The 14,222-nt window shown below is 50.0% G+C and carries 11 protein-coding genes; 10 read left to right on the top strand and 1 reads right to left on the bottom strand.

Going from position 1 to position 14,222, the window contains the following annotated elements; genetic code table 11:
• The 10 genes from ACYSNS_RS14315 to ACYSNS_RS14270 form a co-directional block, all read left to right on the top strand.
• A partial coding sequence (locus ACYSNS_RS14315; RefSeq protein ID WP_461723478.1) for a 4Fe-4S dicluster domain-containing protein occupies positions 1–512 on the top strand: 512 nt, incomplete at its 5' end.
• A 178-nt stretch (positions 513–690) separates the two neighbouring features.
• Complete coding sequence (locus tag ACYSNS_RS14310) at positions 691–1,155, top strand: formate dehydrogenase subunit gamma (RefSeq protein WP_461723856.1); 465 nt, start codon at positions 691–693, stop codon at positions 1,153–1,155.
• A complete protein-coding gene (locus ACYSNS_RS14305) occupies positions 1,152–2,708 on the top strand; it encodes a formate dehydrogenase beta subunit (protein WP_461723855.1) in 1,557 nt (518 codons plus the stop codon). Before ACYSNS_RS14310 ends, ACYSNS_RS14305 begins: the two co-directional genes overlap by 4 nt.
• Positions 2,709–2,718: 10 nt before the next feature.
• A complete protein-coding gene (fdhF, locus tag ACYSNS_RS14300) occupies positions 2,719–5,601 on the top strand; it encodes a formate dehydrogenase subunit alpha (protein ID WP_461723854.1) in 2,883 nt (960 codons plus the stop codon).
• 36 nt (positions 5,602–5,637) lie between these two features.
• Positions 5,638–5,826, top strand: a complete 189-nt coding sequence (locus ACYSNS_RS14295; protein ID WP_461723857.1) for a formate dehydrogenase subunit delta — start codon at positions 5,638–5,640, stop codon at positions 5,824–5,826.
• A gap of 367 nt (positions 5,827–6,193) precedes the next feature.
• Positions 6,194–9,658 carry a pyruvate carboxylase gene (gene pyc / locus ACYSNS_RS14290; RefSeq protein ID WP_461723853.1) on the top strand — a complete coding sequence of 1,155 codons (3,465 nt, stop codon included), beginning with the start codon at positions 6,194–6,196 and terminating at the stop codon, positions 9,656–9,658.
• A gap of 240 nt (positions 9,659–9,898) precedes the next feature.
• A complete protein-coding gene (locus ACYSNS_RS14285; protein ID WP_461723852.1) occupies positions 9,899–10,963 on the top strand; it encodes an acyl-CoA dehydrogenase family protein in 1,065 nt (354 codons plus the stop codon).
• A gap of 15 nt (positions 10,964–10,978) precedes the next feature.
• Positions 10,979–11,767 carry an ABC transporter ATP-binding protein gene (locus tag ACYSNS_RS14280; protein WP_461723851.1) on the top strand — a complete coding sequence of 263 codons (789 nt, stop codon included), beginning with the start codon at positions 10,979–10,981 and terminating at the stop codon, positions 11,765–11,767.
• Positions 11,760–12,947: an ABC transporter substrate-binding protein gene (locus tag ACYSNS_RS14275; RefSeq protein WP_461723850.1), complete on the top strand. Its 1,188-nt coding sequence runs from the start codon at positions 11,760–11,762 to the stop codon at positions 12,945–12,947. The genes ACYSNS_RS14280 and ACYSNS_RS14275 overlap by 8 nt, the downstream gene beginning before the upstream one ends.
• 14 nt (positions 12,948–12,961) lie before the next feature.
• Positions 12,962–13,705: an ABC transporter permease gene (locus ACYSNS_RS14270; protein WP_461723849.1), complete on the top strand. Its 744-nt coding sequence runs from the start codon at positions 12,962–12,964 to the stop codon at positions 13,703–13,705.
• A gap of 94 nt (positions 13,706–13,799) precedes the next feature.
• Here ACYSNS_RS14270 and ACYSNS_RS14265 read toward each other — a convergent pair.
• Positions 13,800–14,222, bottom strand: a 423-nt coding sequence (locus ACYSNS_RS14265; protein ID WP_461723848.1) for an autotransporter outer membrane beta-barrel domain-containing protein, incomplete at its 5' end; no start/stop codon positions are given.

The raw sequence follows: 14,222 nt of genomic DNA, 5'->3' as shown, positions 1-14,222 counted from the left end.
TTTACAAGGTCCGCAATGCCAAGCCGCTATGGTCGAAATACGGGACGGCTAAAGGCATCCGGCTTGCCGGTTTCGACATGTGGTGCCAATCATTGTTTGGCTTTTCCTTTTTTGGAACAATGAGCCACGGGCGGGCAGACTATGACTGTCTGCAACCGGCAGCACAATTCCAGCCGATTGCCTATCCAAAGCCCGACAACGAGCTGACATTCGACCGGTTGAGTTCGGTGTTCTTATCCAACACCAACCATGAAGAAAACGAGCCTTGTCATTTGAAGGTGATATCGATGGAGGTACAGGAGCGATCGGAGCTGACGACCTTTGCGGGGCCATCGACACGCTATTGTCCAGCGGGTGTTTACGAGTGGGTGGAAAAGGATGGTCGCGAGAGTTATGTGATCAATGCGCAGAACTGTGTGCATTGTAAAACCTGCGATATCAAGGACCCGAACCAGAATATCAACTGGACGTGTCCACAAGGCGGTGAAGGCCCTGTTTATCCGAACATGTAATGTTTGGATAAAGAGCGGCCGTATCGAACCGCCAACAAACAAATGCGGTGAAGGCCCTGACAAGCCAATCACTCATGTTTCAAAACGAAGAAAACTTTGCAATGATGAAATGAAAGCATTACAATAATTGAAGCGGCCAGTCAGGGAGAGACATAAGCCGCACGTGTCAGGAGGAGACATGTTGGAGGAATCAAGCATTGCGATTAACGCCATTATTGCCCCTCATCTTATGGAGGAAGGGCCGTTATTACCGATATTGCATGATATTCAGGACCATTACGGCTATATTCCTCCATCGGCTATTCCACTTATTGCCGAAGCATTAAATTGCACGCGGGCGGATATACATGGTGTTGTGAGTTTTTATCACGACTTCCGCGCGACCAGAGCAGGAACACATATTCTTCGCCTATGCCGGGCCGAGGCCTGCCAGTCGATGGGCGGCAAAGAATTGTCAGCCGCAGTGATGGAAAGACTGGGTATTGGCTGGCACGAAACCACAAATGACGGCACGATAACACTCGAGCCGGTGTTTTGTCTGGGGCTATGCGCAAATGCACCTGCCGGCATGTTTGACGCGCAGCCCTTGGCTGTACTGGATATGTCTGATGTGGACGGTCTTCTTGATCGGATAGGCACATGACGATCCGTGTATATATTCCGCGCGATATTGTTGCATTGGCATTGGGTGCTGATACTATAGCAAATGAGATCGCAAACCTCGCCGTCGTAATCGGCCTTGATATCACAATTGTCAGGAACGGTTCCCGTGGATTGTTTTTTCTTGAACCCTTGGTCGAGGTCGAACGTAATGGCGCACGCTATGCTTTTGGGCCGGTAAAACCGGCCGATGTCAGCGGTTTATTTGCGGAAGACTTTTTGAAACGTGACACACATGTTTTGGCGCTTGGCAAAACGGAAGAAATCGCCTGGCTGAAAAACCAGACCCGTTTGACCTTTGCGCGATGCGGACTGACAGATCCTCTTTCACTCGCCGAATACCGTTTGCATAGCGGTTTGAAAGGGCTAGTGAAAGCATTAAGCATGACACCGGCTTCAATCATCGATTGTGTGACCCTTTCCGGTTTGCGCGGCCGCGGCGGCGCCGGCTTTCCAACCGGCGTCAAATGGAAAACGGTGGCAGAGACAAAAGCCGATCAAAAATACATTATCTGCAATGCCGATGAAGGCGATTCAGGTAGTTTTGCCGATCGTATGTTGATGGAGGGCGATCCCTTTGTGATGATCGAAGGGATGATCATTGCCGGTCTTGCGGTGGGCGCGACAAAAGGCTTCATCTATACCCGTTCAGAATATCCGCATGCGATAGCCACAATGCGTCAAGCAATTGACATCGCCTACAAGGAAGGAATTCTGGGACAATCCGTAATGGGGTGTCCACATGTCTTTGATCTCGAAGTCAGAGAGGGAGCAGGTGCCTATGTTTGTGGCGAAGAAACCGCACTGCTTGAAAGTTTGGAAGGAAAGCGCGGTGTTGTGCGAGCAAAACCACCGCTTCCTGCCCATCATGGCTTGTTTGGCCGCCCGACTGTCATCAATAATGCCATCTCGCTTTGCACCATTCCTGTCATTCTGGATAAGGGTGGTGAGTATTTTCGCGATTTTGGCATGGGCAAATCGCGCGGTACGATACCGATACAGATTGCCGGCAATGTGCTCAACGGCGGCCTTTATGAAACAGCTTTCGGCTTAAGTCTTGGACAGATTGTGGAAGAGATTGGCGGCGGCACCAAAAGCGGTCGTCCGATAAAAGCTGTACAGGTGGGAGGGCCATTGGGTGCCTATTTTCCGAAAAGCGAGTTCGACACTGCTTTCGATTATGAGGCCTTTGCCGCAAAAGACGGATTGATCGGCCATGCCGGTCTTGTTGTCTTTGACGATACGGTTGACATGATGGAGCAGGCAAGGTTCGCTTTCGAATTTTGCGCTGCGGAATCCTGCGGAAAGTGTACGCCATGCCGTATTGGCTCTGTACGCGGCATGGAAGTCATAGACAGGCTGAAAGCGGGAAATGACCCTGCCCTGCAACTCGAATTGCTCTACGATTTAAGTGAAACGATGAAACTCGGCTCACTTTGCGCACTTGGCGGCTTTACGCCCTATCCGGTTTTAAGCGCCCTCAAACATTTCACCAACGACTTTAACAGCCATTCGCTCATCGAAGCGGCGCAATAGGAGGCCAACAATGTCTTTAATCAAGGAAGTTGATTTTGGTACGCCGATGGTGCGCTCAGAGACTGTTGTTGCACTCTCGATTGATGGTGTTAACGTGCGTGTACCAAAAGGTACATCGGTGATGAATGCTGCCATGCAGGCCGGGATTGCTATTCCGAAATTATGCGCAACCGACACATTGAATGCTTACGGTTCCTGCCGTTTATGTCTGGTTGAAATTGAAGGGCGGCGTGGCACGCCATCCTCATGCACCACACCGGTGAGCGAAGGCATGGCTGTGTTGACCCAGACAGAACGTTTGAAAAAACTTCGACGCGGCGTCATTGAACTCTATATCTCCGATCATCCACTTGATTGTTTGACCTGCGCCGCCAATGGCGATTGTGAATTACAGGATATGGCGGGCGCCGTAGGGTTGCGCAATGTGCGCTATGGCTTTGACGGTGAAAACCACATATTCCCCAAACATGCATCCAATGGCGAAAGCAATTTCCGTTATTTACCGAAAGATGAGTCTGCGCCTTATTTCACCTACGATCCCAGCAAATGCATTGTTTGTTCGCGCTGTGTGCGCGCTTGTCAGGAAGTTCAAGGCACCTTTGCACTTACTATAGAAGGGCGCGGCTTTTCCTCGCGCGTTGCTGCGGGCAGCCATGAAAGCTTTCTACAGTCAGAATGCGTGTCATGTGGTGCATGTGTACAGGCCTGTCCCACGGGCACTTTAATGGAGAATTCGGTGATTGCCATTGGCCAGCCCGAACATTCCGCCGTCACGACCTGTGCCTATTGCGGTGTGGGTTGCTCATTTAAAGCGGAAATGCGTGGTGAAGAGTTGGTACGCATGGTGCCATTCAAGGATGGTAAGGCCAACCACGGCCATTCCTGTATCAAAGGACGCTTTGCCTATGGCTACGCAACCCACCCCGATCGTATTACCACCCCCATGGTTCGTGAAAAAATAACCGACCCTTGGCGTGAAGTATCGTGGGATGAAGCGATTGGCCACATGGTGGGTGAATTCCGCCGCATCCAATACCAGTATGGGCGTGAAGCCATCGGTGGCATCACCTCATCGCGCTGTACAAACGAAGAAACCTATCTGGTGCAGAAACTTATTCGAGCTGGCTTTGGCAACAATAATACCGACACCTGCGCACGCGTTTGCCACTCTCCCACAGGTTACGGGCTGAACCTGACATTTGGAACGTCTGCCGGTACACAGGATTTTGACTCGGTCAAGCAAAGCGATGTCATACTGGTCATCGGTGCCAATCCAACCGATGCACATCCAGTATTCGGATCCATGATCAAGCGGCGGCTGCGTGAAGGGGCAAAAGCGATTGTCATCGATCCGAGGCAAACTGATCTGGTCAAAAGCCCGCATATTGATGCGGCCTATCACCTTGCTTTGAAACCCGGCACGAATGTCGCGATTGTAACAGCAATGGGACACGTCATTGCCAAAGAAAAGCTATATGACGAGGCTTTTATCCGCGCCCGATGCGATTGGGACGAGTTCCATGACTGGATGGAATTTGTGCTTGATCCGCGCCATAGCCCTCAAGCTGTTGAAGATCTTACCGGTGTAGCAGCTGATGATATTATTGGTGCCGCTCGACTTTATGCAACGGGTGGCAATGCCGCTATCTACTACGGACTTGGCGTTACAGAACATTCGCAAGGCTCAACCACCGTCATTGCCATAGCAAATCTTGCAATGGCGACTGGAAACGTTGGACGCGCCGGTGTTGGCGTCAATCCGTTAAGGGGGCAAAACAATGTGCAGGGATCGTGCGATATGGGGTCATTCCCACATGAATATCCCGGCTATCGCCACGTCTCGGATGAGGCGACACGCCGCCTCTATGAAAAAGCATGGGGCACAAGACTTTCTGCTGAACCGGGCTTGCGTATCCCGAATATGCTTGATGCGGCTGTTGAAGGCTCGTTCAAAGGCTTATACATTCAAGGCGAGGACATTGTTCAATCCGACCCTGATGTCAAACATGTGATCGCCGGTTTGGCAGCAATGGAATGCGTTGTCGTACAAGACCTTTTCTTGAACGAAACCGCCAATTACGCCCATATCTTTTTGCCCGGTTCATCCTTTTTGGAAAAAGACGGCACCTTCACCAATGCAGAGCGGCGTATCAACAGAGTGCGTAAAGTGATGAGACCGAAAGGCGGTTATGCCGATTGGGAGATAACCCAAATGATCGCCCGAGGCTTTGGCCTTGATTGGTCGTATCAGCATCCGGCTCAAATCATGGATGAGATTGCTGCAACGACACCAAGTTTTGCAAATGTTACGTTTGATTTTCTTGACAAGGTAGGATCAGTGCAATGGCCTTGCAATGAAGAAGCACCCCTGGGCACACCGATCATGCATGTCGATGCTTTCAAGCGCGGCAAAGGCCACTTTGTCCGGACTGAATATATTCCAACGGATGAAAAAACCGGTCCGCGGTTTCCACTACTGATGACAACAGGACGTATCCTTTCGCAATATAACGTCGGTGCACAAACACGCCGCACCGAAAACTCAATTTACTATGATGAAGACATACTCGAAATTCATCCGCATGATGCAGACATACGCGGCATTGCGGATGATGATCTGGTGAGATTGCAAAGCCGTAGCGGCGCAACAACCCTGCGCGCCCGCATTACAGAGAAAGTATCTCCCGGTGTTGTTTATACAACGTTTCATTTTCCTGAAGTCCAGGTCAATGTTGTCACCACAGATTTTTCTGATTGGGCAACCAATTGCCCGGAATACAAGGTAACAGCTGTTCAGGTTTCCCATGCCAATGGCGCAACAGACTGGCAAAAGGACTATCAACACCACAGCACCATAAGCCGCGAAATTATCACGCGTGAAGCGGCAGAGTAGGAGCACATCGTGCAAACAGATGACCGTCTGATCACAATGGCAAATCAGATAGCCCGATTTTTCGAAAGCCAACCTGAGGAACGACGCATTGTTGGTATTTCCGACCACATCAATCGGTTTTGGGAAAAGCGCATGCGTCATAAGCTACTGATTTTGTCGAAAACCGAAAAGAAATCGCAATTTCACCCGTTAATAAAACAAAGCCTCAGCGCGATTCAGTCATAATTCCACCGATAGAAAACACCAAATTTCCACACGCATTAATAGCAATGTAAAAGCAAATCCACCGGTATAAAGTCCTTGCTAATTTACCATTTCGATGGCAATTTCTTGGTTGGAGGATGGGGAGGTCAATCAAAAAATGCATGATACTTTCAGATATATTTATATGTCCGTATGAGAGGCTAGAGCTAAGCTTCTGCGCGCAGATCAGTTGCGATAATATTTCATGATGCCTTGCAAGGAAAACGTCGCAAAATAGGATAGAGGCAGACAACCATAATGCCTTCTTATGCCAATATAACGAAACAACTTCATTAAAAATGACTCTCATATTCGTCACCGAAACGCCAAAACGATAAGGGTAATATCGATGCGCATTAAAAAGCTTCTCGTGGCCAACCGGTCTGAAATTGCTATTCGTGTTTTTCGCGCAGCAAATGAGTTGGGCATCAAAACCGTAGCCGTCTTCGCGGAAGAAGATAAACTGGCACTGCATCGATTTAAAGCTGATGAAAGTTATCTGATAGGACGCGGTGAACATCTTGACCACGATATGGGTCCGATTGAAAGTTATCTTTCAATCGGAGAAATCATACGTGTTGCAAACCTTTCCGGTGCCGACGCAATTCATCCGGGTTATGGTTTACTTTCTGAGAGCCCTGAATTTGTCGATGCCTGCGAAGCGGCAGGCATTATCTTCATTGGCCCCAAGGCAGATACGATGCGTCGGCTTGGAAATAAGGTTGCAGCCCGCAATCTAGCCGTCGAAATCGGTGTGCCTGTCGTTCCGGCAACCGATCCTTTGCCCGATGATATGGATGAAATCGCAAAGCTGGCCGAAAAAATCGGTTATCCCTTGATGTTGAAGGCTTCATGGGGCGGTGGCGGTCGTGGTATGCGCGCAATCCGTAAAGCTGCAGACCTTGGCCGTGAAGTGTTGGAAGCAAAACGTGAAGCGAAAGCGGCCTTTGGAAAGGACGAGGTCTATCTTGAAAAACTGGTCGAACGCGCGCGCCATGTCGAAGTGCAGATTTTGGGCGACACACACGGCAATGCCGTCCATCTATTTGAGCGCGATTGCTCGATCCAGCGCCGCAATCAAAAAGTGGTGGAGCGAGCACCTGCGCCTTACCTTGATGACAACCAGCGCAAAGAATTGGCCGAGTATGGTTTAAAGATTGCCAAGGCCACCCGCTACATTGGTGCTGGCACTGTTGAATTCCTGATGGATGTTGATGAAGAAAAATTCTATTTTATCGAGGTTAACCCGCGCATACAGGTGGAACATACAGTTACAGAAGAAGTAACCGGTATCGACATCGTCAAAGCGCAAATCCACATTCTGGAAGGAGCGGTAATCGGCACGAAAGACTCCGGCGTTCCCCCACAGTCGGATATCAAATTGCGGGGCCATGCACTTCAATGCCGCATCACAACAGAAGATCCAGAGCAAAACTTTATTCCGGATTATGGCCGTATCACCGCTTATCGCGGTGCAACCGGTTTTGGTATCCGGCTGGATGGCGGCACCGCCTATTCAGGGGCGATCATTACCCGCTTTTATGACCCATTACTGGAAAAGGTCACAGCATGGGCACCCACGACCGACGAGGTTATCGCCCGTATGGATCGGGCTTTGCGGGAATTTCGCATTCGGGGTGTGGCCACCAACCTTACCTTTTTGGAAGCGATTGTCAGCCATCCAAAATTTCGTGCAAACGACTACACAACCCGCTTCATCGATACAACACCGGAACTGTTCACCCACGTCAAACGACAGGATCGAGCAACAAAATTACTGACCTACATTGCCGACGTCACCATTAATGGTCATCCGGAAACACGCGGGCGCACAAAACCACCAGCGCATGCCATAGCGCCTATCGTTCCATTTGTCGAAAATGACACAATTGCCAATGGAACCAAACAAAAGCTGGATTCGCTGGGCCCGCATAAATTCGCGCAATGGATCCGCGACCAAAATGCTGCGCTGATCACCGATACGACTATGCGTGACGGTCATCAGTCCTTGCTGGCAACACGCATACGCACCCACGACATCGCAGCCATAGCGGGCACCTATGCCCGCGCTTTGCCAGCGCTTTTTTCACTGGAATGCTGGGGTGGTGCGACCTTCGATGTCGCGATGCGCTTTTTAACCGAAGACCCGTGGGAGCGTTTGCAAAGAATACGCCAAGCAGCGCCCAACATCCTGACGCAGATGCTGTTAAGAGGCGCAAATGGCGTCGGCTATAAAAGCTATCCAGACAATGTCGTGAAGTATTTCATCCGTCAGGCGGCGCAAAACGGGATGGATCTGTTCCGCGTTTTCGACAGTTTGAACTGGGTGGAAAATATGCGCGTCTCAATGGACGCCGTGCTGGAAGAGGGAAAGCTATGTGAAGCGGCCATCTGCTATACCGGTGACTTGCTCAATTCATCCCGTCCTAAATATGACTTGAACTATTATCTTAAACTGGCGCGGCAAGTCGAAGACGCTGGAGCCCACATCATAGCCATTAAAGATATGGCGGGGCTTATGAAACCGCGCGCTGCACGGGTGCTATTCAAGGCCTTGCGGGAAAGCACCAACCTGCCGATCCATTTCCATACACATGACACATCGGGTATTGGGGCGGCATCTGTTTTGGCGGCGATAGAAAGTGGCGTCGATATTGTGGATGCAGCCATGGATGCCCTTTCCGGCAATACATCACAACCTTGTCTTGGCTCCATAGTTGAGGCGTTGGAAGGCACAGAAAGAGACACCGGACTAGATAGCCAATGGATCCGTCGTATTTCATTTTACTGGGAAGCAGTTCGCCACCAATATGCTGCGTTTGAAAGCGACCTCAAGGGGCCTGCTTCCGAAGTTTATCTGCACGAGATGCCAGGTGGCCAATTTACAAACCTGAAAGAACAGGCACGCTCGCTAGGGCTGGAAAGTCGTTGGCACGAAGTCGCCCAAGCCTATGCGGATGTTAACCGAATGTTTGGTGATATCGTTAAGGTAACACCGTCTTCCAAGGTGGTGGGAGACATGGCGTTGATGATGGTTGCCCAAGACCTTACTGTCGCCGATGTTCTTGATCCAGAAAAGGATATTGCTTTTCCCGATTCTGTCATATCCATGTTGAAGGGCGACCTTGGACAACCTGAAGGTGGTTGGCCGCCAGCTTTGCAAAAGAAAGTCTTGAAGGGTCAAACGCCGTTCACTGTGCGTCCCGGATCGCTGTTACAACCTGCCGATCTAGATAATGAACGCAAAACTGCAACCGAAAAGAGCGGGCGGGACATCAGTGATTTGGAGTTTGCCTCTTACCTGATGTATCCAAAAGTCTTCACCGATTATGTGGCCGCCAATACTCTTTATGGGCCTGTCAGCACGCTGCCAACGCCGGTTTATTTTTATGGCTTGGATCAGGAAAGCGAAATGCTGGTCGAGATTGAAAAAGGCAAATCACTGGTCATTCACAATCTTGGTCGCAGTGAAGCCGACGAACAGGCCATGGTGACGGTGTTCTTCGAGCTTAACGGGCAACCGCGTCGTATCCGCGTGCCCGACCGTGCCCATGCAGCCACGTCGGTCGTACGCCCAAAGGCTGAAATTGGAAACAGTCAGCATATTGGCGCGCCCATGCCGGGCATCATATCGACCGTGGCAATCAAAACCGGCGACACGGTAAAAACCGGCGACGTGCTTGTATCGATCGAAGCCATGAAAATGGAAACAGCGCTTCATGCCGAAATGGATGGCGTTATTACCGATGTTCTGGTGAAAACCGGCGATCAGATCGATGCGAAGGATCTGCTGGTGGTCATGCTGAAAGAATGATCCATAACATAAGGTTGCAATCCTCAAGCTGCGTTTTTTCATCATCATTGACGGTGAATAAAACACTTGAACATTTGGCGAAAACCAGAAATAGTGTGCATACCGTGGCAAGTTTGCAAGGCATTAAATGTTTCAGATTCAATATTTCGTTTTAAGCTGCTCATCCCTTTGTGGAAGAAACTTTATGGCTTTTCAAAAAGCCAATCACTTTAACATCTGAAACACAAAGCGATCAAACCGATGACGCTTTCTCACAATCATTGTGCATCCAATGTGCTGTTTCGTTGGCTTGAATCCAATGCTGATGCTTTGGACAATGGTCAGTATTCATCTTCCGATATTCTGTCACGTGTTGCCACTGAAAAACTAACCTATACGGGCATTCCTTTTCACTATAGCGGTTTCAACACAACCACGGCCGATGCTATTATCGCTATTTCACAAGTCACCTATTCGTCCCTGACTGCGGGCTTCGTGTTGTGGGCACATCGTGCCTATATGGAATGTCTTTTACAAAGTCCAAATGCTGCATTGCGGGAAAGACAGCTACCCTCTTTACTCAACGGCACCATTGCCGGAGCGACCGGTCTTTCAAATTTGATGAAACATTTAGCCGGGCTTGAAAAAATGGACATCTCCGTTCACAGGGAGAAGTGCCATGACAGGCTCAACGGCAAAATGCCATGGATCACCAACATAAGTGAAATGGGCTATTTCGCTGCTTGTGCCGCTCAAATGGAGGATGGCCGCACGATCTCCATTAGTCTTGAGCACGCGGATGACGGCATTGAAATTGAACCGCTGGAGCTGGTTGGATTGCGCGCAAGCGATACAGCGGCTGTATCATTGTCAAATGTAACATTGCTGCGGGAACGCATTCTGCACGACAATATCGGCCTTTGGTTGAAAAGCCTTCGACCCGCTTTTATTGCGTTGCAATGTGGCATGTCTACCGGCCTTGCATGGCGATGTCTTGATGAAGCCGACAAGCATTCTCAGTGTCGCGGCACGATACTCGCTCAAGAGATCGACACAACCAGGCATAGGCTTTCGGCATTACAAGCCGTACTTATCAATGGCTGTATTTCAGATGATTTTGTGCACCATCCCGATAGCAGATTCAAATTGCGCATTGCTTTAGCCGAATGCGTTGAAACCGCTATTTTTCTTGAGTTGAAAGCCCGAGGCGGTAAAGCCTATCTTGAAAAAAAATGCGAAGGCTTTCCAAGGCGGCTGCGTGAAGCAAGCTTTATCCCCATCATCACCCCCAGTGTCACGCAATTGCAAAAAGCAATCGCCAAGTAATAGGCATCGGAAAAAATGCAAAACAACACTCCGCTGCTAAAAGCTGAAAATATCGTCCTGCGCTATCCGGATAACGAAGCAGCAATCCTCGAAAATTTCGATTTATCCATCGGAAAACAAGAAATCGTTGGTTTGCTTGGGCCCAGCGGCGTGGGTAAATCCAGCCTTTTGCGGATCCTCGCCGGTTTGCAAAAACCCGACCAAGGACGCATAACCGTTCATGGTCAAGAGCTTCGCCACGTGCATCCCCGCCTTGCCGTCGCGTTTCAAAACCCGGGATTACTACCATGGCTTAACCTCGAGCATAATGTCGGCTTCGGGCTGAACTTCAAACACCAGCCACGGCTAACCAAGCAACAACGCCAGCAACGCGTTGACAAAGCCATTCAGCAGGTCGGACTGGAAGATGCCCGCAAGCGTCGCCCCAATGAGCTATCGGGCGGAATGGCCCAACGTGCTGGCCTGGCACGCTGTTTGGCGCGCGAGCCGGAAATCCTGTTCCTTGATGAACCTTTTGGTGCTTTGGATGAGTTGACACGGGCGCAAATGCAGCAATTGCTGGTGCAATTGGTCGATCAATCCGGCGCTTCAGCCTTGCTCGTAACCCATGACATTGACGAGGCTCTCCTGACTTGCGACCGTATCATCCTGTTGGGTGGCAGCCCGGCTAGCGCAATTGGTACATGGCAGATCGAACTTGCAAAACCACGAAATCACTTTGTCGAAGAGCTTGGTACCATCCGTATCGAAATTTTATCAGCCTTGCGCGATGCAACAGCAAAAAAAGAGAATGAAAATGACTGAAGACCTGTTTTCCCGCCGTGATATGTTGCGTTTTTCAGCATTGCTGACCGCCGCTGGCGCTATGCCCTTTCTGAATATAGCAAAAGCAAAAGCGCACGATAAAAATGAACCGGTCAAGGTCGGATATTTGCCGATTACCGATGCGACAGCACTACTCGTGGCCCACGGCAAAGGCTTTTTTGAAGCCGAAGGCCTTGCCGTTGAAAAACCTGTATTGTTTCGTAGCTGGTCGCAAATAGTTGAAGCGTTTTTTGCCGGACAGATAAATGTAATTCACGTCTTGTCACCCATCGCCATCTGGGCGCGCTATTCCAGTCAGGCACCGATTAAGGTAGTCGCATGGAACCATATGAGCGGTTCCGGCTTCTCCGTGGCCAACGACATCAACTCCATTTCGGACCTTGGCGGACGAAATGTTGCTATACCGTTTTGGTATTCAATCCATACGGTGGTGTTGCAGATGATACTGCGTAGCCACGGGCTTACACCCGTTTCCCGTAAAAGCGGCAGTATTGGCCCAAAAGAAGTGAATATGATCATTATGGCACCGTCGGACATGATCCCCGCAGTCGCCAACGGGCAGGTTGCCGGATTTATCGTGGCCGAGCCGTTCAATGCCGCGGGTGAAGCGGCAAAGGTTTCCAAGCTCGCACGTTTCACCGCCGATGTTTGGCGCGACCATGCGTGTTGCCTTGTCTGCATGCAGGAAGCGGATTTGAAAGAACGTCCGGAATGGTCCCAAAAAGTCGTTGACGCCATGGTCAAAGCACAGTTATGGACAAGCCAGAACCGTGAAGAAACAGCTCAGCTTCTGGCGAAAGACAATCCTAATAAATATACTCCCTTTGGCGCCGATGTGCTTAAACGCGTATTGGTGCCCAGTGATGAAGACAATGCTGCTTACGAAAAATCTGGTGCCATTCTTCATCCCGATTGGCGCGAAAAGCGCATTGATTTTCAACCCTATCCTTATCCCAGCTACACAGAGGAGTTGGTGCGTCGCTTAAAGGATACCATGATTGAGGGTGACAATCGCTTTCTTGAAACGCTTGATCCGAGCTTTGCCGCACGAGATCTCGTCGATGATAGGCTTGTTAAAAACGCTTTACAGAAAGTCGGCGGCATGCCAGCTTTTGGCATGGCGGATAGTTTCGTGCGGCAAGAACAAATCGCAGTTTGATCCTGAGAAAACCTATGAAAACTGTGTTACGCCACGCATCGGGTCTTTTGGGCTTATTGGTTCTGCTTCTGCTTTGGTGGCTTGCAACCGATCTATTGGTCGCACCGCAAAGCTTTGCTCATCGCTTTTCAGTTTCTCAAACATTGCCGACACTCTGGCATTTAATGACGCAATCCGATCTGCCGTTCCATGCTTTTATAAGCCTGAAGCGTATTTTAATCGGTCTGGCTTTAGCACTCATAATCGGCGTGCCTATCGGTCTTCTCATTGGTGCGAAACCATGGGCGGAACGCAGCACAGGGCCTGCCTTTCAATTCCTGCGGATGATCTCTCCGCTCTCATGGATGCCTATCGCGGTCATGGTATTTGGCGTCGGCGATAATCCTATCTACTTCCTGCTGACCTTCGCAACCATTTGGCCGATCATGATCAATACGGCTGCCGGCGTTAAGCAGCTCGACCGGCATTGGCTGTTGATTGCCAAAAGCCTCGCTGCCACCAAAACAGAAAAACTTTTTCACATCGTTTTTCCAGGTATTTTCGGTCATATTATCACTGGTATCCGATTAGCTATCGGCATCGCCTGGATTGTTATTGTGCCGTGCGAAATGCTCGGTGTTTCGGCAGGGCTCGGTTATTTTATCCTCGATACGCGTGATCGGCTAGCCTATCCCGAACTGATGGCGACTATTCTCGTCATCGGCGCCATCGGTTATTTCCTCGACGCTTTCATCCGTTACATCGCCCGAAAACTTTAACAGCGACTGTTTGCGAGCCTATCGCACCAAAAAAGCAAAGACAATGGGTATGGAAACCGACACAATGATAACGCAAAGCCTTGATTGCAAGCGGTTAAAACTTAGCCTTGAATCCCACTGTTCCATTGAGCGAGTAGCTATCACCGAAGTCGGAGAATGAGGTGCGGCCATCAACCTCGCCATAGATCGAATAGGCATCATCCTGCCAATTGTAGGAAACACCGGTGCCAAGCCCGCCCCAGAAACGATCCGAGCGATTGCGGAAGTCAACATTCGTGACCGAGACCTCCGTTCCATTCAGGAACTCATAGTAAAGATTGCCAATGCCATAGGTTTTCAAACGGCGTGTGTCCCCCGCCTCAGACTTCCATGCCTTCTCCCGGTTGAATACAAGCCCCAAACGACCCGTCAGCGCATCACCATCTTCCCGACTGACATGCACATCATACGCATCACGGAAACTGTCAAAATCCACCGCATTATAGGAAAGCTGTGCTTGCGGTGTCATCGTCCATTC

The sequence above is a fragment of the Bartonella sp. LJL80 genome (assembly GCF_054871565.1).
Note: the sequence above shows the minus strand (reverse complement) of the source record. Positions and strands in the feature narration are given on the sequence as shown.

Excerpts from the sequence above, each read along its gene's own strand:
- ACYSNS_RS14310 (WP_461723856.1), top strand. The coding sequence starts at position 691 with ATGTTGGAGGAATCAAGCATTGCGATTAACGCCATTATTGCCCCTCAT.
- ACYSNS_RS14305 (WP_461723855.1), top strand. The coding sequence starts at position 1,152 with ATGACGATCCGTGTATATATTCCGCGCGATATTGTTGCATTGGCATTG.
- fdhF (WP_461723854.1), top strand. The coding sequence starts at position 2,719 with ATGTCTTTAATCAAGGAAGTTGATTTTGGTACGCCGATGGTGCGCTCA.
- ACYSNS_RS14295 (WP_461723857.1), top strand. The coding sequence starts at position 5,638 with ATGGCAAATCAGATAGCCCGATTTTTCGAAAGCCAACCTGAGGAACGA.
- pyc (WP_461723853.1), top strand. The coding sequence starts at position 6,194 with ATGCGCATTAAAAAGCTTCTCGTGGCCAACCGGTCTGAAATTGCTATT.
- ACYSNS_RS14285 (WP_461723852.1), top strand. The coding sequence starts at position 9,899 with ATGACGCTTTCTCACAATCATTGTGCATCCAATGTGCTGTTTCGTTGG.
- ACYSNS_RS14280 (WP_461723851.1), top strand. The coding sequence starts at position 10,979 with ATGCAAAACAACACTCCGCTGCTAAAAGCTGAAAATATCGTCCTGCGC.
- ACYSNS_RS14275 (WP_461723850.1), top strand. The coding sequence starts at position 11,760 with ATGACTGAAGACCTGTTTTCCCGCCGTGATATGTTGCGTTTTTCAGCA.
- ACYSNS_RS14270 (WP_461723849.1), top strand. The coding sequence starts at position 12,962 with ATGAAAACTGTGTTACGCCACGCATCGGGTCTTTTGGGCTTATTGGTT.